The following is a 16,035-nucleotide window of genomic DNA, read 5'->3' on the forward strand; positions in this document are numbered from 1 at the left end:
GGTCTACTCGCCGAACCACTTCTGGGTCAGTTCCTCGTAGGTGCCGTCCTCGCGGACCGTCGAGAGGCCGGCGTTGAGCGCCTCCTGTCGGGCGTCGTCGTCGGTGCGGACGCCGAAGCCGAACTTCTCGCCCGTCTCGTAGACGAACGCCACCTCGACGGGGCGGTTCGCCGCGAACGTGTTGGCGACCGGCACGTCGATGACGACGGCGTCGACGTTGCCGTTCTCCAGGTCCTGTATCGCGAGGACGTAGTTGTCGTAGGCGTTGTACTGGTTCTCGGTTATCTCGTCGCCGACGAGTTCGTCCTGCACGACGCCCTCCCCGGTGGTCCCCTTCTGGGCACCGATGGAGCGGTCGGCGAGGTCCGAGAGGCTCCCCGGCGAGAAGTCGCCGTCCGCGCGGACGACGATGGCCTGGTCCGAGGAGTAGTACGGGTCGCTGAAGTCGATGGTCTCGTCGCGCTTCTCGTTGATGGTCATCCCGGCCGCGATGACGTCGATGTTGTTGTTGGTGAGCGCGGGGATGAGCGAGTCGAACTCGAACTCCTCCCAGCCCTCGAAGGAGTAGTCGGTCTGTTCGACGACGGCCTCCAGCAGGTCGATGTCGAAGCCGACCAGTTCGCCGCCCTCCTTCATCTCGAACGGCGGGAACCCCGGGGCGGTCCCGGCGGTGATGGTCTGTTCGCTGCCGCCGCCGCTGCCGCCGTCGCCGGAGCAACCGGCGACCGAGAGCGTCACTGCCGTCCCACCGACGGTGGTGAGGTACTGTCGTCGCGAGAGTCCTCTGTCTGACATAGACGGTACATCGTCGCTGGCCGGGATTAGTGTTACGAACCGGTTACTACCGGTGTTGTACGTTCTTCGAAAAGAACGGGCGGAACCGGACAGTCAGTCGGAACTCGGGCTGGCGTCCGTGTCGGCCGTCGAGTCGCCCGTCGCCGCCTCCGACCTGGTTTCGGCGGGCGACCCGGTGTCGTCGAACGTCCACGCGGTCGCCGCGACCAGCGCGGTCAGAATCGTCAGCGCGGCGGCGTGGTGCAGCACCTGCGCCGTGGCACCGAAGTTGATGATGGTGTTCGCGCCCAGCAGTATCTGGACGGGGAGGACGACGGTGGCGACGGCGGTGGCGTACTTCACCCGGGTCGAGTAGCCGCCGCGCCACGCCGCGACGGCCGACCCGAGGATGGCGAACCCGGTGACCATCGCGACCAGCCGATGGAACCACTCGACGAAACTCGCCCAGTTCGCCGGGAACAGCCCCATCCACCCGTCACAGAGCGGCCACCGCGCCCCGCAGGTCAGTCCCGCGCCGATAGCACCGGTGTACACGCCGAGCAGGATGAGCCCGAAGGTCATCGCCGTCGTCGCCGTGAGCAGCCGACGGAAGCGGTCGGTCATACTCGATTCTTGGTGCGCTCGTATTTATCCCCTTCTTTGAGTGACCGACGGGCGAACGACGCCGCCGAAGTGACGCGTCCGACGGCCAGCGGGCCGTGGCCACGGCGGCGGGAACTGCCGTCGAGGGCGAGAGTGCCGACGAAGAATTTCGACAAGCGTTGTTGTCGGATACGTCGTTTGACGCGAAACCCGCCTTTTTGACGACCGGGGACGACGTCTCGATATGGGACTTGACGAAGACGCGCTCGACTACCACAGCCGTGACCCGCCCGGCAAGATAGAGATCGCGACGACGAAACCGACCAACACACAGCGTGACCTCTCGCTGGCGTACTCTCCGGGGGTCGCCGCTCCCTGTGAAGAGATAGCGAAGAACCCCGAGAAGGCGTTCACCTACACCGCGAAGGGGAACCTCGTCGGCGTCGTCTCCGACGGCTCTGCCGTCCTCGGACTGGGCGACATCGGCCCCGAGGCCGGCAAGCCGGTGATGGAGGGGAAGGGCGTCCTGTTCAAGCGCTTCGCCGATATCGACGTCTTCGACATCGAACTGGACACCGACAGCGCCGACGCGATGGTGAACACGGTCCGGGCGATGGAACCGACCTTCGGGGGCATCAACCTCGAGGACATCGCCGCCCCCGAGTGTTTCGAGGTCGAGCAACGCCTCCGCGAGGAGATGGACATCCCGGTGTTCCACGACGACCAGCACGGCACCGCCATCATCTCGGGGGCCGCGCTCGTCAACGCCGCGGACATCGCCGACAAGGACCTCGCGGACCTCGACATCGTCTTCTCCGGGGCCGGCGCGAGCGCCATCGCCACCGCCCGCTTCTACGTCTCGCTGGGCGCGACGCGGGAGAACATCACCATGTGTGACTCCTCGGGCATCATCACCGAGGACCGTGCCCAACACGAGGACCTCAACCAGTTCAAGCGGGAGTTCGCCCGCGACGTGCCCGAAGGTGACCTCGCCGACGCCATGGCCGGGGCCGACGTGTTCGTCGGCCTCTCCGTCGGCGGCATCGTCGACGAGACGATGGTCCAGTCCATGGCCTCGGACCCCGTCATCTTCGCGATGGCCAACCCCGACCCCGAGATCGACTACGAGACCGCCAAACAGGCCCGCGACGACACCGTCATCATGGCCACCGGCCGGTCGGACTACCCCAACCAGGTCAACAACGTGCTGGGGTTCCCGTTCATCTTCCGCGGGGCCCTGGACGTGCGCGCCACCGAGATCAACGAGGAGATGAAGGTCGCCGCTGCCGAGGCGCTGGCCGACCTCGCCCGGCAGGACGTCCCCGACGCCGTCGTTAAAGCGTACGGCGACCAACCGCTCCAGTTCGGCCCGGAGTACATCATCCCCAAACCGCTGGACCCCCGAGTGCTGTTCGAGGTCACGCCTGCTGTCGCCAGAGCAGCCATGGACAGCGGCGCCGCGCGCAAGGAACTGGCCCTCGACGACTACGTCGAACGGCTGGAGGCCCGACTGGGCAAGTCCCGCGAGATGATGCGCGTCGTGCTCAACAAGGCCAAGAGCGACCCCAAACGCGTCGTCCTCGCGGAGGGCGACGACGAGAAGATGATCCGGGCCGCCTACCAGCTGGTCGAACAGGGCATCGCCCAACCGGTCCTGCTGGGCGACGCCGACGAGATAGAGGCGACCCGTCGCCGGTTCGGCCTGGAGTTCGACCCCGTGGTGGTCGACCCCGAGACAGCGGACGTCGAGGCGTACGCCGACCGCCTGTACGAACTCCGCCAGCGCAAGGGCGTCACCCGGCGCGAGGCCGAGGAACTGGTCCGGGACGGCAACTATCTGGGTAGCGTGATGGTCGAGATGGGCGACGCCGACGCGATGCTGACGGGGTTGACCCACCACTACCCGTCGGCGCTGCGCCCGCCGCTGCAGGTCATCGGCACGGCCGACGACGCCGAGTACGCCGCCGGCGTGTACATGCTGACGTTCAAGAACCGGGTCATCTTCTGCGCGGACGCGACGGTCAACCAGGACCCGAACGCCGACGTGCTCGCGGAGGTCACGCGTCACACCGCCGAACTGGCCCGCAGTTTCAACGTCGACCCGCGGGCGGCGATGCTGTCGTACTCGAACTTCGGCAGCGTCGACACCGAGGGCACCCGCAAACCCCGCGAGGCCGTGGCGAAGCTACAGGCCGACGAGCGGGTGGACTTCCCGGTCGACGGGGAGATGCAGGCCGACACGGCCGTCGTCGAGGACATCCTCAACACCACCTACGAGTTCTCAGAGCTCGACGACCCGGCGAACGTGCTCGTCTTCCCGAACCTCGAAGCGGGCAACATCGGCTACAAACTCCTCCAGCGGCTGGGTGGCGCCGAGGCCATCGGGCCGATGCTCGTCGGCATGGACAAACCGGTCCACGTCATCCAGCGTGGCGACGAGGTCAAGGACATCGTCAACCTCGCGGGCGTGGCGGTCGTGGACGCCCAACAGGAGTAGCACGGCGACGCAGTCGCCGTCTCGTCGCTACGTCCGACCGCGACGCGGGGCAGTGGTCACCCCCCTGTCGGCGGGTTGAGGAAGAGGGCGTCGACGACGGCCGTCAGCGCCAACACCGACCCGGCGGCGAGCGCCTTCGGAACCGCCACGTCGGCCAGTCCGGCGGCGACGACCGTCAGCAGGAACGCCGTGGGGATGAGAGCGAGCACGAAGTCGTACCGAGAGACCGACGGTAGCGGTGCCGTTCGGTCCGTATACTGTCCGTCCGAACCGCGAGTCCTGCTGCTACTGGTACTCATCTTCCTGTCACCTCCCAGGGTATACTATACATCCACTCCCACTTAAAGTTTGAGCTGTGTGACGTTGGGGGAACGTTTTCGAAGTCACGAACGAACGTCTCTATAACTTATGCGGTGCTAACCCCTCTCCACTCGATACAAGTGTATACTGGCGGACACGTGCCACGGAGGTTTTCCCGTCGGCGTCTCACCGACGAGGTATGCCCGAGACAGTCGCGGTCACCGGCGGCAACGGCCGAGTGGGACAGGCGGTCCTCGAACACCTCGGTTCGGAGGAGTACCGCACCGTCAACCTCTCTCGCGGGAAGCCCGACGAGTCGCACTCGGACGCGTATCTGACGACGGACCTGCTGGACGCCGGCGAGGTGTACGGGTCGCTCGCGAAGAGCGACGCCGACGCAGTCGTCCACCTCGGGATGCTCCCGACGCCCGAGCGAACGCCGGGGTACCGCACGTTCGAGAGCAACGCCATGTCCACGTACCACGTGCTGGAGGCCGCCGGCGAACTCGGCGTCGAGACGGTGACGCTCGCGTCGAGCTTCAGCGCCATCGGCGGCGGCTTCGAACCGGACCCCATCACCGTCGACTACCTCCCGGTCGACGAGTCCCACCGACTCACCCCGTCGACGGCCTACGGGGTGGGCAAGCAGACGCTGGAGACTATCGCCGACGGGTTCGCGCGACGGGCCGACGACCGACCCCGCACCATCACCTCCCTGCGGTTCCCGTGGGTCGTCGACGACGAGCTGGCCCGCGAGGCGTTCGTCGAGGCCGACCGGACGCTCGACGGCCTCCGGGCGGCCGACGCGCTCCACACCCAGCGCAACACGCTGTTCACCTACGCGCACGTCTCGGACGTGGTCGACCTCGTCCGGCGCACCGTCGAGGCGAGCTTCGACGGCCACGAGCGCGTCTGGGTGTCGGCCCCCGACACGAGCGCCGCGACGCCGACGAAGGCGGTAGTCGCCGACCTGTTCCCCGACGCCGAGGTTCGGGCGGACCTCTCAGACCACGCCGCGCTGGTCGACACCGCGAAGGCGGAACGGCTGTTCGACTGGACGCCGTCGTGGCGCTGGCGCTCGCTCGAGTGACGGGTGGTCGCGGTCGATTAGGTGTCGTATAAGCCGCGGAGCGGGCGCCGTCGACGTCTACGGGCGCGCCTGAGTCGCCGACCCGCGCGACCGGTCAGTCCGAGGCGCCGCCGCGCTCGGACCGGGAGGGCGGCGGCACGCGCTCGTCCGTCGACGTGGTTCGCGGGAGGACACAGCGGTCCGGTTCGCCGTTGACGTGGGCGTACTGGTCCGGCGCGTTCGCGAGCGGGTGGGCCGGGTTCCGGTCGCTGGAGATGCGGGCCGCCCGGACCTCGCCGAAGCTGTTGACGCGGGCCTGGATGCCGCGCCAGTGGAGGCCGGTCGCCGGCGGCACCGAGACGCTGTGGGGCGGGTCGTAGGCCGACCCGTGTGTCGCCAGCACCTCGGCGTTGACGTTCTCGGCGAGCTGGTCGTGGTCGATGAGCAGGCCGACGCGGGCGTCGGCCGGCGCCCGTGTCGCGAGGACGTCCAGCCCGAGGTGGAGCGCCCGGTACTCGGCGACGTTGTTGTCCGGCGCGTTGTCCGGTACCGAGAGGCGGACGACTCGCTCGCCGTCGAGCGTCTCGACGACGACGCCGAGGCCACCGCGCTCCGTCGGGCCGCCGTCGCCCGCGACGGGGTCGACGCCGTGCTGTCGGAACGACCCGTCTGTGGCGATGTAGAAATCCCGGTGGTGGCTGCGAGGGGGGTGCGCGATGTGCGGCGTCGGTGACTCGTCGAACAAATCTCGTAAGGTCGGCCGGCCGTAAGCGGCCATACGACCCTTTAGACGACTGGGATTATAAATATGTGGCCCCGACTCACCGAGTGAGACGCCGCGAGGGGACCGAGCGCGGCCACTCCCGTCGTCTCACTCCCGGGCGTACGAGTGCCCGAGGAGCAGCGCGACGGCGTTGCAGGCGACCAGTGCGGCGAAGGCCGTCCTGACCGCCGGGGTCTGCAGGCCGGAGGCCAGCAGGGGGAGGTAGAGGAACGGGAGGGCGATGGCTGTCCAGAAGGCGATGCCACGGAGGGACTCGAGGAGGGTCTGGGGAACGTTCGGGACCGTTTCGTCGAGGCGGGCGAACAGTTCGTGTGCTGACGAACTCGACATGGGGTGACCTGCTCACCCGTAGCACGGAGACCGGCTTATAACCGCGAGAGCCTTCGCCCGATTTCGTCTCGTTTCACGCGAAGCCCCGCGACGGCCCGACGTTTCACGACCCGGTCAGAGGCACGGAGACCTTTTAGAAACCGCTCTCTCCCCGTGGACGGTGGTTCTATAGCACTACGGAACGGTACGGACGCCGCCGTCTCTCACGGCCCCAATATAGAGACGGTAAGTTCCTGGTCTACAGCCGGCACCGTCACCGTCTCGACGACGTGGTCGAGTATCTCCGCTCGCCACTCGTCGACGCGCCGTTCGTGGTAGGTCCGATGGCGCTCCACGGAGTAGGTCCTCTCGGCGTCGGCGCGGAGCTCGTCGGCGGTGTCGTCGGGCGTCGGATAGGGGGGCGCCGCGTCGGCCACCAACCGCTCCGGGGGGACGTGGAGCGTCTCGTCGCCGTCCTCGTCCGCCTGTACCACGTGGAGACGGGCCCGCATCCGACCGCTGTACGGCGGCGTGGCCCGGAGCACCGTCTCCGGACCGTCACGGGTGGTCGCCTCCAGTGCCGCGACGAGGTCGTCGGCGCTGACGGCCAGCGAGCGAACGACCGACGGGTCGGGTGACATCGACGGCTGTACGACGGCCAGCCACAAAGCCCCGACGCATCGGTTCACATCCGGTCGCTGTAGTCCCACGAGTGCAGCCGGTCCGGCGTTATCGTGATGGTCACCTCGCGTCGGTCCGGGGAGAGGAGCCGCTCGGCCAGGGGCGAGTCGGTCCCGCCGAGGTACCGGTCCATGAGGGCCCGGAGCGTCTCCTTGTCGTCGTCCGGCGCGACCGACGCGCTCCCGTTGCCCCTGACGCCACGGTACGGGGGGTCGTTGGTCGACACCTCGAAGCTGACGACGTCGTCGTGCTCCAGATAGCGGACGACGTCGGCGTCGGCGGCGGTCGCACACCGTATCGTGCCGTCCTCGTAGCGATACCACAGCGAGAGCATCCAGGGGTCGCCCTGCGGCCGCCGACAGCCCAGTCTGATCGGCACCGTCGTCGTCTCGAGGAAGTCGGTGAGTTCGTCGGTGGACCACGGACCCGTGACAGAGACCATCGGGTGCCGATAGGTCGGCCGTCGTAAACTGCTCTGGGGTGGCTCCCCTCGGTCCACCGGTTTCAGAATCACCACTGATAATCCGAGAGGTGGATTTATTACAGCTATCCGGCAAGAACGAGACCAGAACAGCCGGGCGGGACACGACGATGGAGAGAGAAAGTGTGCACGTGGGAACCCGAACTGCGACGGCGACCGTGCTCGTGGTCGACGACGAACGCGACGTGGCCGAACTGTACACGACGTGGCTGCAGCGAGACCACGACGTTCTGAGCGCCCACGACGGCCAGACCGCACTGGAGAAACTCGACGCGGGCGTCGACGTCGTCTTCCTGGACCGGCAGATGCCGGGGATGTCGGGCGACGACGTCCTCGACGCTATCGACGACCGGGGTATCGACTGCCGCGTCGTGATGGTCACCGCCGTCGACCCGGACTTCGACATCGTCGAGATGCCGTTCGACGACTACCTGACGAAACCGGTCGACCGCGACGACCTCCTCGACGTCGTCGGCGAGATGCTCGTCCGTGACTCCTACGACGACCACCTCAAGCAGTACTTCGCCATGGCCTCGAAGAAGGCGACGCTCGAGTCCGAGAAGAACGCCGCCGAACTCGACGCCCACGAGGAGTACCACGAGGTCTCACAGCGCGTCGAGGAACTCCGCCGGCAGGCCGACCAGACCGTCTCCGAGTTCGACGACTTCGAAGCCGCGTTCCGCGACTTCGGCGGCTGACCCGGTCCCTACCGGGGGCTCGAGACCACGTCTGCGTCGGTCGGCCCCTGCCCGTCGTATCTCGCGACGAACGAGTCGAGTCTGTCGGCGTCGTCGGCCCCGGGGAGCCGTCGCGTCGCCGTCTCGCAGTCGGCGTCGACGTCCAGTCGGTCGCAGACGAGGTCGGTCGTGCTCTCGGCCATCTGCCGGTAGGTCGTCAGCTTCCCGCCGACGACGCTGACCAGGTTCTCGACGCCGTCCGCGGCGTGGTCCAGCCTGAAGAACCCCCGCGAGATACCACGCCGGTCGCCCTCGCCCTCGTCGGGGGCGTACAGCGGTCTGACCCCCCACCACGTCCGGACCTCAGGGGCGTCGGCGACCGGCGGCAACATCGCCGCACACTCCTCGACTGACCGCTCGACCTCCCACTCGGCTCTCTCGTAGTCGTCGGGGTCCGAGACGGGGACGCTCGTCGTGCCCAGCACCGCCTCGTCCTCGTGCGGGACGACGATATCGCCGTCGTCCGGGTCCCGACACCGGTTCAACACCGGGCCGAGCGCGTCGTACTCCACGGAGACCATCACGCCGCGTGCGGGCGCCATCTCGACGTCGAGGCCGGCCTTCGCCGCGACCTGTCCCGCCCAGGCACCGGCCGCGTTGACGACGTAGTCGGGCGCGACCGTCTCGTCGGCGTCGCCGCCGAGCGTTGCGGTCGTCACCCGCCCGTCGGTGACGGTCAGCGACTCGAGCGGGGCGTGCGGGTGGATCGTCGCGCCGTTGGCCTCGGCGTCGGCCGCGTTCGCGGCGACGAGGCGCGAGGGGTAGATGACGGCGTCGGGTACCCGCATCGCACGCTCGACGTCGTCGGTCAGGTCCGGGACCAGCTCGCGGGCGGCGTCCGGGTCGAGTTCTGCCGTCTCGATGCCGACGGCCTCGCAGGCGTCGCGTTTCGCCTCGAAGTAGTCCGGGTCGTCGCCGGGCAACTGCACGAACAGGCCGCCGGTGTCGCGGATGCACTCGCCCGCGATGTCTCTGAGGACACGGTTCTCCTCGATACACTCCTCGGCGCCCGTCGCGTCGGCCTCCGCGTAGCGCGCACCGCTGTGCAGGAGGCCGTGCGAGCGACCGGAGGTGCCGCTGGCGAGGCCGCCGCGCTCGGCCAGCGTCACGTCGACGCCCCGCAGCGAGAGGTCACGGGCGACACCGACACCGGTCGCACCGCCGCCGACGACCAGTACTGTGGTAGTGCGTGTCATCACTAGGTGTTGGTCTGGAAACACATGGGTCTAGCGCTCGGCCCGACCGCCCGGCACGCCCTACGGTTTGACGAGCACCTTGATGGCGTCACGTTCGTCCATCGCGCGGTACCCCTCCGGGACGCCGTCCAGGTCGACCGTCTTCGTGAAGATGGGCGACGGGTCGAGCGTCCCCTGCAACACGTCGGCCATCAGGTCCTCGGCGTAGGCCCGGACCGGCGCCACGCCGCCGCTGAGCGAGATGTTGTCGCCGAACATCCCGAAGAGGTCGAGGCCGTCCTCGTTCACGCCGTGCGGGACGCCGACGTAGCCGACGGTCCCGCCCGGTCGACAGACGTCGATGGCCGTCTCCATCGCCGACGCGGCGCCGACGCACTCCAACACGTGGGTCGCACCGCCGTAGGTCGTCTCTCGGGCCTGTTCGACGGCCGCCTCGCCGCGGGCGCTGATGGTCTCGGTGGCGCCGAACTCACGGGCCAGCTCCAGTCGGTCCTCGTGGTGGCCCATCGCGACGATGCGCTCGGCGCCGAGCCGACGCGCGGCGAGGACGCCACAGAGACCGACCGCGCCGTCGCCGACGACGATGCAGGTGTCGCCCTCGTCGACGCCCGCGCTCACGGCCGCGTGGTGACCGGTGCCCATCACGTCGGTCAGCGGCAGCAACGCCTCCAGCGTGGCCTCGTCGTCGGCGTGTCGGTCCGGCACCCGGACGAGGGTACCGTCGGCCTCGGGCGCGCGGACGTACTCGCCCTGTCCGCCACCGTTGTCGCCGCCCCACGAGTCGCCGTTCACGCAGGACGTGTGCAGGCCCTTCCGACAGAACTCGCAGCGTCCGCAGCTGACGAGGAAGGGCGCGAACACCCGGTCGCCGGGTTCGACCGAGCGGACGTCCTCGCCGACCGCCTCCACGATGCCCATCGGTTCGTGACCGACGCGGGAGCCCTCCTCCCGGTCGCTCTCCCCGCGGTAGAACCACAGGTCGGAGCCACAGACCGCCGTGTGCGTCACACGGACGACGGCGTCGGTCGGCGACTCGACCTCGGGTTTCGGGACCTCTTCGACGGTTATCTCGCCGGGACCGCGAAAGATGGCTGCGCGCATACCCGGCGTTCGGCCCGCCCGTGGAAAACCGTTCGCCCCGCAGGGATAAGGGCCGTCGAGCGCTACGCCCGCACATGGACGCCCGAGCGACGATCCACGACTACTACGACTCGCTACGCCACGGTGCGCCGCTGGACACCTTCTTCGCCGACGACCGGCCGGCGGACGACCCGATCGTGAAGTTCGGCGTCTCCGAGCGGTTGGTCGGGTCCGACGCCATCCAGACGGGGCTCCGCGACCAGACGGCCTCGACGTCCGACTGGACCGTCGACAGCCACGACCTCCGGGTCACGGAGCGCGACAGCGTGGCGTGGTTCAGCGACGTCGTGGCGCTGTCGTGGGACGAGGGTGACGCCCACCACGAGTGGTTCACGCGCTGGAGCGGGACGCTCGAACACCGCGACGGCGACTGGCGGTTCGTCGGGATGCACGTCAGCGTCGCGGCGGACCTCTGAGGCCACGCCGTTCGCGACGCGTCCGCTCACAGACCGAGCGCAGTCGCTCGCCGATGCGAGCCACAGACAAAGTATGCCCGGGGAGGGCTCCGAACCCTCGATCTCCGCATAACCCAGGTCCGGGGCGTGACGAGCACCCCTCGGGTCATGCCGGTTGGTACCGCATGAGTCGTAAGACCCTATGAGTGCGGCGCTATGTCCAGCTAAGCCACCCGGGCGCGAGTGCACTCGGTCGTTGGCCGCTTGCCGTCTTGAAGGTTCTCATCTGCCGTGGGGCTGTGGGACTCTCCCACGGCGGCCGGTCACTCGGGGGACCCACGGATTTAAGCCATCACGCTAGTATGCACCCTGCATGGAGATTCCCGACCTCGTCCGGCAGGAACTCGGGGACGAGGAGATCCAGGCCGGCGTCAACCTCGGTGACGAGGACGCAGTGTGTTTCACGCCGACCCGGACGCTCGTCTACCGCGGCGAGGGGCTGCTCAGCGACGAGAAGGTCGCTGCACACCCCCACGACTTCGAGCGACTGACGATATCCGAAGGCCGGCGCAAGACCAAGTTCACGCTGTACTACACCGACGAGAAGCGTGACTTCGGCGTCCCGAACGACCGCGCGGGGACCGTCCTCGAACGCCTGCTGGAGGGCACGCTCCGCGTCTCGAACGGCATCGCCGCCGACGAGAGCGTCACCGGCGTCTTCCGGTTCAGCGAACTCACGCTGGTCGTCACCGACACGCGACTGCTGAAACACCTGGGCAACGTCACGTGGGACGCCGACTACGAGGCCTACGCCTTCGAGGACGTCACCGGCCTCGACTTCGAGGAGGGGAGCGTCGCCACGGCAATCGTCCTCGGCGTGAACGACCGGCCCGAACGAATCAAGGCGCCGGCCGAGCAGGCCCCGAAGGTCCGCAAGACCCTGCAGGAGGCGCTCTTTGCCTTCCACGACGTGTCCTCGCTGGCCGACCTGAACGCGAAGGTCGGCACCGACCCCGAAGAGGGGAGCGACGCCGGCGGCGGCCTCGGCCTCGAATCGGGCATCGACCCGCTCGTCGGCGACGACGAGGGGGCCGACGAGGACCAGTCCGAGCAGCGCCCCACGCAGTCCGCCGCGGCCGCGACACAGCACCAGTCGTCGACGACCGACGCCGAGCAGACGACCGAGTCGCCGGTCCAGCCGTCCGCGTCGGCCGACAGCGCCGGCGACATCGAGGCCCTCGAACAGCAGGTCGCCGAGCTCACGGCCGCCGTCGAACGCCAGAACGAGCGCATCGAGAGTCAAGAGGAGACCATCAAGACGCTCATCAAGGAGCTCCGACAGGGCCGCTGAGGCCGCGGTCACGGCCCGCGAGGGTCGCCACCCGCTACTCCCGTCCCAGCACCTTCCTGATGCAGGTCGACCCGAACGGGCCGAGCTCGCCGCCGTCGAACTGGACGAAGTGGCCCGTCGAGATGCTCGCGCCGCAGCGCTCACAGGAGAAGTCGCCCTCGCGGACCACCACGTCGCCCTCGAAGCTGACGTAGGTGCCCCGCGTCCGGGGGCGCACGAGGCCGTCCTCGCGGTCGATGACGCCGCGCATCGCCGCGGTGTCGAGTATCTCGCGCTGGAGGCCGGGGTTGGTCGTCACCGTCTCGATGCGGTCCATGGCCTCGGCCACCGAGAGTGCCTCCTGTTCGAGGTGGGCGAGCAGTTCCACCCCGAGTTCGACGGGGTCGCTGTCGGCGTCGTCCACGGCGGCATCTCGTCCGCCACCGGATTAACGCTTACCACAAGAGGTTTGCCGCTCGCTGTCTCTGTCTCGGGTAGATGGACCGTCTGGTGAAGCGGCAGGTGCTGGGGTCGGCCGCACTCGCGGCCGTCGTCGCCGTGGCCGCCCTGATTCTCTCGCCGGCCCGCATCATCGCAGAGGCGATGCATCTGGCGGACCACCCCGTGTATCTGGCGGGCCTCATCGTCGCGCTCTACCTCGTCCGGCCGCTGTTCGCGTGGCCGACGATGCCGCTGTCGGCGTTCGTCGGCTTCGTCCTCGGCGTCGAGTGGGGGTTCCCCGTCGCGCTGATGGGCGCCCTCGTCACCTGTCTCATCCCCTATCGCTTCGCACAGAAGGCGGGCGAACAGGGCGGGATGTTCGGCTGGCTGGGCGAGTCCGGCCAGCGGATCATGTCGGTGACCGGAGAGACGCGGGGCGTCCTCGCCGCCCGCCTCTCGCCGGTCCCGGCCGACCCGGTGTCCTACGGCGCTGGCTTCGCCGACGTCTCGACCCGGGCGTTCGTCGTCGGCACGTTCCTCGGCGAGATTCCGTGGGTCGCCGTCGAGGTGATCGCCGGCGCGTCGATGCGGTCGCTCACGCTGACCGGCCTGTCGATCGAGGCGCTGCCGCACCTCCTGGCCCTGTTCGGCGCGATGGCGGTGCTGGTGCTCGCCGGCCCGACCTACCGGCACTTCAGCGGTCGGCCGGAGTCGTCCTGAACTCGAAGCGTGCGCCGCCGGCCGCACTCTCGCTCGCGTCGACCGACCACCCGTGGGCGGTCGCGATGTCCTCGACGATGGCGAGACCGAACCCGGTCCCGCTCTCGCTGGTCGTGTAGCCGCGCTCGAAGATCCGCTCGCGTTTCGACGGCGGTATTCCCGGCCCGTCGTCGGCGACAGCGAAACCGGTGGGCGACGCCCCGTCGGTCATCGTGTCGACGGTCACGGTCACGGCCGTCGCCGCTGACTCGTCGCTCCCGGCCGGTCGGTCGGCGCCGCCCTCGACGCGGCCGCTCGCGTCGCTGTGTTCGATACTGTTCCGGAAGAGGTTCTCAAGCAGTTCGCGCAGGCGGGCCGGGTCGGCCTCGACCGTCGTCGTGTCGGCACACTCCAGCGCCGCCCCGTCGGTATCGACGTTGGCCCACGCCTGCTCGGCGGCGGTCCCGACGTCGACGTGCTCCGTCGTGCCGACGGTCTGGCCCTGTCTGGCCAGCGACAGCAGGTCGTCGATGAGCCGCTCCATCCGGTCGGCCGCCTCTGCCGCGTCGCCGATGTGGTCGACGTCGCCGGTCTCCTCGGCCAGCGCGATGCGCCCCTGCACGACGTTGAGCGGGTTCCTGAGGTCGTGACTGACGACGGACGCGAACTCGGCGAGGCGCTCTTCGCGCTCCTTCCGCTCCGCGATATCGCGGACGACGCCGGCCGTCCCCGCGAACTCGCCCTCGGGGGCCGGCAGCAGCGCCATGTTGTTCTCCGAGGGGATCCTCTCGCCGTCCCGCGTCACCACGTCCATCTCCAGCGTGGCGCTGTCGGCCGCCTCGCCGGCCAGCAGGTCCTGTACGACCTGTTCACCGCGCTCCAGTCCCTCGTCGGTCATGATGACGCCGATGTGCCGGCCGACGAGCGCCTCGGGGCTGTAGCCGGTCATCGGTTCGATGGCCTCGTTGACGAACGTGAACACGCCCTCGTCGTCGAGCGTGTAGACCGGGTCGTCGACGGCCTCGACGATGGTCTCGTAGCGTTCGAGTTCCCGTTCGCGTTCGATCCGCTCCGTGATGTCCCGGATGACGCCGACGGACCCGACGAACTCCCCCTCGTCGTTCACCAGTGGGGCGACCTTGTCCTCGTTCACCGTCCGGTTCCCGTCGGCGTCGACGGTGCGCATCTCGAACGTGGCCCACGTCCGGTCGGGGTTCGACAGCAGGTCCTGGATTATCTCCCTCGCCGTCTCGACGTCCTCCGGCAGCATGAAACTCGTCGGGTCGGCGCCGACGATCTCCTCGCGGTCGTAGCCGAGGTGGTCCGCCATGGCCTCGTTGGCCATCTGTATCGTCCCGTCGGTGTCGAGGACGTACATCGCGTCGCCGACGTTCTCGACGAGGGTCGCGTACTGTTCGAGTTCCCGTTCGCGGGCCTTGCGCTCGGTGATGTCGCGTGCGATGCCGGCGATACCGAGCACGTCACCGTGGGGGTCCTCGATGAGCGACCCGCGGAACTCGTGGCGGATCAACTCGCCGTCTTTGGTCTCCACGGGCAGTTCGAGCGTCGCCTGCCCCTCGGCGACGGCCGCTTCGAGTCGGTCCAGCAGCTCGTCGTGGTACGTCTCGGGGACCAGGTCGAACGCGTCCATCGACGCGAGCGCCGCGTTCGTGTACCCGGTCACGTCGAGGACGGTGTCGTTCCACCGGAGCAGGTCTCCCTCTGGGCTGACGAGGTAGAACGCGTCGTCGATGGCGTCGACGAGCGTCTCGGTGAACTGTCGCTCCTGTTCCAGTTCGCGCTCGCGCTGCTTCCGGGCGGTGATGTCCGTGACGAACCCCTCGAGCAGTTCGACACCCTCGTCGTCGGTGTCGACGACCCGGCCGCGCTCCCAGAACCAGCGCGTCTCGCCGTCGGCGGTCTCGACCCGGTAGGTGACTTCGAACGGCTCGTCGGCGGCGAGGCAGGTCTGGACCTGCTCCCAGAGCCGGTCCGTCTCCTCGTCCACGATGATGTCTCCCCAGGACACCTCCCCCGACTCTATGGTCTCCGACGCGTAGCCGACCAGCTCCTCGCTGCCGTCGCTGACGAACTCCATGGGCCACCCGGGTTCGTTCCGTGCACGGTAGACCATCCCCGGGAGGTTCGAGATGAGCGTCGAGAGCTGTCGCTCCGACTCCTCGAGGGCCGTCTTCGCCCGGTTCTCCCCAACGGCCCGTCTGATCCGGTTGGCCAGCACCGTGTACTGGTCGGTGCCGACGTCCTTCTGCAGGTACTCGGTCACGCCGGCCGAGATGGCGTCGCTCGCGATCTCCTCGTTGCCCTTCCCGGTGAAGAGGATGAACGGCAGCTCGGGGAACTCCTCGCGGACCGCCCTCAGGAGCTCCAGACCGTTCATGTCCGGCATGTCGTGGTCGCTCACCACGCAGTCGAACGGCTCCGACCGGAGCCGGTCGAGCGCCTCACAGGCGTCCTGTTCGGTGGCGACGGCGACGTCCTCGTCCACCCGTTCCAGATGCATCGCGGCGACATCCCCGAACTCCGGTTCGTCGTCGACGTGGAGGACGCGAATCTCGCCATCGCTTTCCATTGTAATACG

17 protein-coding genes and 1 tRNA gene are annotated in these 16,035 nt (G+C 68.6%); 6 read left to right on the plus strand and 12 right to left on the minus strand.

Features of this window, described 5'->3' with window-relative positions; translation table 11 throughout:
* Positions 1-3: 3 nt before the first annotated feature.
* Both ACV7GQ_RS03630 and ACV7GQ_RS03635 read right to left on the minus strand, forming a co-directional pair.
* Positions 4-795, minus strand: a complete 792-nt coding sequence (locus ACV7GQ_RS03630; protein ID WP_470312195.1) for a basic amino acid ABC transporter substrate-binding protein — start codon at positions 793-795, stop codon at positions 4-6.
* A 93-nt stretch (positions 796-888) separates the two neighbouring features.
* Positions 889-1,398 (minus strand): COX15/CtaA family protein, encoded by a 510-nt coding sequence (locus ACV7GQ_RS03635; RefSeq protein ID WP_470312196.1) that lies wholly within the window; start codon positions 1,396-1,398, stop codon positions 889-891.
* A gap of 223 nt (positions 1,399-1,621) precedes the next feature.
* Here ACV7GQ_RS03635 and ACV7GQ_RS03640 point away from each other — a divergent pair, with 223 nt between their 5' ends.
* Entirely contained in the window at positions 1,622-3,874 is a 2,253-nt protein-coding gene (locus ACV7GQ_RS03640; RefSeq protein WP_470312197.1) for an NADP-dependent malic enzyme, read from the plus strand.
* A 56-nt stretch (positions 3,875-3,930) separates the two neighbouring features.
* Here ACV7GQ_RS03640 and ACV7GQ_RS03645 read toward each other — a convergent pair whose 3' ends face one another.
* Positions 3,931-4,173: a DUF8015 family protein gene (locus ACV7GQ_RS03645; protein ID WP_470312198.1), complete on the minus strand. Its 243-nt coding sequence runs from the start codon at positions 4,171-4,173 to the stop codon at positions 3,931-3,933.
* 200 nt (positions 4,174-4,373) lie between these two features.
* On the opposite strand from ACV7GQ_RS03645, the gene ACV7GQ_RS03650 reads away from it, so the two are divergent.
* The gene (locus ACV7GQ_RS03650) at positions 4,374-5,264 is read left to right on the plus strand and encodes an NAD-dependent epimerase/dehydratase family protein (protein WP_470312199.1); all 891 of its coding nucleotides are present in this window, start codon (positions 4,374-4,376) and stop codon (positions 5,262-5,264) included.
* A 94-nt stretch (positions 5,265-5,358) separates the two neighbouring features.
* Here the strand turns inward: ACV7GQ_RS03650 and ACV7GQ_RS03655 are convergent, their stop codons facing one another.
* The 4 genes from ACV7GQ_RS03655 to ACV7GQ_RS03670 all read right to left on the minus strand — a co-directional run bounded on the left by ACV7GQ_RS03655 (position 5,359) and on the right by ACV7GQ_RS03670 (position 7,459).
* Positions 5,359-6,021, minus strand: coding sequence for a ribonuclease H family protein (locus ACV7GQ_RS03655; RefSeq protein ID WP_470312200.1), 663 nt, complete (start codon positions 6,019-6,021; stop codon positions 5,359-5,361).
* Between the two features lie 93 nt (positions 6,022-6,114).
* Positions 6,115-6,357 carry a DUF8028 family protein gene (locus ACV7GQ_RS03660; protein WP_470312201.1) on the minus strand — a complete coding sequence of 81 codons (243 nt, stop codon included), beginning with the start codon at positions 6,355-6,357 and terminating at the stop codon, positions 6,115-6,117.
* 203 nt (positions 6,358-6,560) lie between these two features.
* A complete protein-coding gene (locus ACV7GQ_RS03665; protein WP_470312202.1) occupies positions 6,561-6,977 on the minus strand; it encodes a DUF8009 family protein in 417 nt (138 codons plus the stop codon).
* Between the two features lie 44 nt (positions 6,978-7,021).
* On the minus strand, positions 7,022-7,459 hold the full coding sequence (locus ACV7GQ_RS03670; protein ID WP_470312203.1) for a pyridoxamine 5'-phosphate oxidase family protein: 438 nt from the start codon (positions 7,457-7,459) through the stop codon (positions 7,022-7,024).
* Positions 7,460-7,608: 149 nt separating this feature from the next.
* On the opposite strand from ACV7GQ_RS03670, the gene ACV7GQ_RS03675 reads away from it, so the two are divergent.
* Positions 7,609-8,196, plus strand: a complete 588-nt coding sequence (locus ACV7GQ_RS03675) for a HalX domain-containing protein (protein ID WP_470312204.1) — start codon at positions 7,609-7,611, stop codon at positions 8,194-8,196.
* A gap of 8 nt (positions 8,197-8,204) precedes the next feature.
* Here ACV7GQ_RS03675 and ACV7GQ_RS03680 read toward each other — a convergent pair whose 3' ends face one another.
* Both ACV7GQ_RS03680 and ACV7GQ_RS03685 read right to left on the minus strand, forming a co-directional pair.
* Complete coding sequence (locus tag ACV7GQ_RS03680) at positions 8,205-9,431, minus strand: FAD-dependent oxidoreductase (protein WP_470312205.1); 1,227 nt, start codon at positions 9,429-9,431, stop codon at positions 8,205-8,207.
* A gap of 60 nt (positions 9,432-9,491) precedes the next feature.
* Positions 9,492-10,532 carry a zinc-dependent alcohol dehydrogenase family protein gene (locus tag ACV7GQ_RS03685; protein ID WP_470312206.1) on the minus strand — a complete coding sequence of 347 codons (1,041 nt, stop codon included), beginning with the start codon at positions 10,530-10,532 and terminating at the stop codon, positions 9,492-9,494.
* Positions 10,533-10,606: 74 nt separating this feature from the next.
* On the opposite strand from ACV7GQ_RS03685, the gene ACV7GQ_RS03690 reads away from it, so the two are divergent.
* Positions 10,607-10,987 carry a nuclear transport factor 2 family protein gene (locus tag ACV7GQ_RS03690; RefSeq protein WP_470312207.1) on the plus strand — a complete coding sequence of 127 codons (381 nt, stop codon included), beginning with the start codon at positions 10,607-10,609 and terminating at the stop codon, positions 10,985-10,987.
* 74 nt (positions 10,988-11,061) lie between these two features.
* Here the strand turns inward: ACV7GQ_RS03690 and ACV7GQ_RS03695 are convergent.
* Positions 11,062-11,205: transfer RNA gene (locus ACV7GQ_RS03695), tRNA-Met, on the minus strand.
* A gap of 134 nt (positions 11,206-11,339) precedes the next feature.
* On the opposite strand from ACV7GQ_RS03695, the gene ACV7GQ_RS03700 reads away from it, so the two are divergent.
* Entirely contained in the window at positions 11,340-12,317 is a 978-nt protein-coding gene (locus tag ACV7GQ_RS03700; RefSeq protein WP_470312208.1) for a DUF7115 domain-containing protein, read from the plus strand.
* Between the two features lie 34 nt (positions 12,318-12,351).
* On the opposite strand, the gene ACV7GQ_RS03705 is transcribed toward ACV7GQ_RS03700, so the two are convergent.
* The gene (locus ACV7GQ_RS03705) at positions 12,352-12,720 is read right to left on the minus strand and encodes a DUF5830 family protein (protein WP_470312209.1); all 369 of its coding nucleotides are present in this window, start codon (positions 12,718-12,720) and stop codon (positions 12,352-12,354) included.
* A gap of 74 nt (positions 12,721-12,794) precedes the next feature.
* Between ACV7GQ_RS03705 and ACV7GQ_RS03710 the strand changes: the two genes are divergently transcribed.
* Positions 12,795-13,457, plus strand: a complete 663-nt coding sequence (locus tag ACV7GQ_RS03710) for a TVP38/TMEM64 family protein (protein WP_470312210.1) — start codon at positions 12,795-12,797, stop codon at positions 13,455-13,457.
* Here ACV7GQ_RS03710 and ACV7GQ_RS03715 read toward each other — a convergent pair.
* Positions 13,432-16,026 carry a PAS domain S-box protein gene (locus ACV7GQ_RS03715; protein WP_470312211.1) on the minus strand — a complete coding sequence of 865 codons (2,595 nt, stop codon included), beginning with the start codon at positions 16,024-16,026 and terminating at the stop codon, positions 13,432-13,434. The two genes, ACV7GQ_RS03710 and ACV7GQ_RS03715, sit on opposite strands and share 26 nt — an antisense overlap.
* Between the last annotated feature and the right edge of the window lie 9 nt (positions 16,027-16,035).

Source organism: Haloarcula sp. MBLA0163, assembly GCF_055632435.1.

Coding starts and splice junctions, on each gene's coding strand:
- ACV7GQ_RS03630 (WP_470312195.1), bottom strand. CDS start 795: ATGTCAGACAGAGGACTCTCGCGACGACAGTACCTCACCACCGTCGGT.
- ACV7GQ_RS03635 (WP_470312196.1), bottom strand. CDS start 1,398: ATGACCGACCGCTTCCGTCGGCTGCTCACGGCGACGACGGCGATGACC.
- ACV7GQ_RS03640 (WP_470312197.1), top strand. CDS start 1,622: ATGGGACTTGACGAAGACGCGCTCGACTACCACAGCCGTGACCCGCCC.
- ACV7GQ_RS03645 (WP_470312198.1), bottom strand. CDS start 4,173: ATGAGTACCAGTAGCAGCAGGACTCGCGGTTCGGACGGACAGTATACG.
- ACV7GQ_RS03650 (WP_470312199.1), top strand. CDS start 4,374: ATGCCCGAGACAGTCGCGGTCACCGGCGGCAACGGCCGAGTGGGACAG.
- ACV7GQ_RS03655 (WP_470312200.1), bottom strand. CDS start 6,021: ATGGCCGCTTACGGCCGGCCGACCTTACGAGATTTGTTCGACGAGTCA.
- ACV7GQ_RS03660 (WP_470312201.1), bottom strand. CDS start 6,357: ATGTCGAGTTCGTCAGCACACGAACTGTTCGCCCGCCTCGACGAAACG.
- ACV7GQ_RS03665 (WP_470312202.1), bottom strand. CDS start 6,977: ATGTCACCCGACCCGTCGGTCGTTCGCTCGCTGGCCGTCAGCGCCGAC.
- ACV7GQ_RS03670 (WP_470312203.1), bottom strand. CDS start 7,459: ATGGTCTCTGTCACGGGTCCGTGGTCCACCGACGAACTCACCGACTTC.
- ACV7GQ_RS03675 (WP_470312204.1), top strand. CDS start 7,609: ATGGAGAGAGAAAGTGTGCACGTGGGAACCCGAACTGCGACGGCGACC.
- ACV7GQ_RS03680 (WP_470312205.1), bottom strand. CDS start 9,431: ATGACACGCACTACCACAGTACTGGTCGTCGGCGGCGGTGCGACCGGT.
- ACV7GQ_RS03685 (WP_470312206.1), bottom strand. CDS start 10,532: ATGCGCGCAGCCATCTTTCGCGGTCCCGGCGAGATAACCGTCGAAGAG.
- ACV7GQ_RS03690 (WP_470312207.1), top strand. CDS start 10,607: ATGGACGCCCGAGCGACGATCCACGACTACTACGACTCGCTACGCCAC.
- ACV7GQ_RS03700 (WP_470312208.1), top strand. CDS start 11,340: ATGGAGATTCCCGACCTCGTCCGGCAGGAACTCGGGGACGAGGAGATC.
- ACV7GQ_RS03710 (WP_470312210.1), top strand. CDS start 12,795: ATGGACCGTCTGGTGAAGCGGCAGGTGCTGGGGTCGGCCGCACTCGCG.
- ACV7GQ_RS03715 (WP_470312211.1), bottom strand. CDS start 16,026: ATGGAAAGCGATGGCGAGATTCGCGTCCTCCACGTCGACGACGAACCG.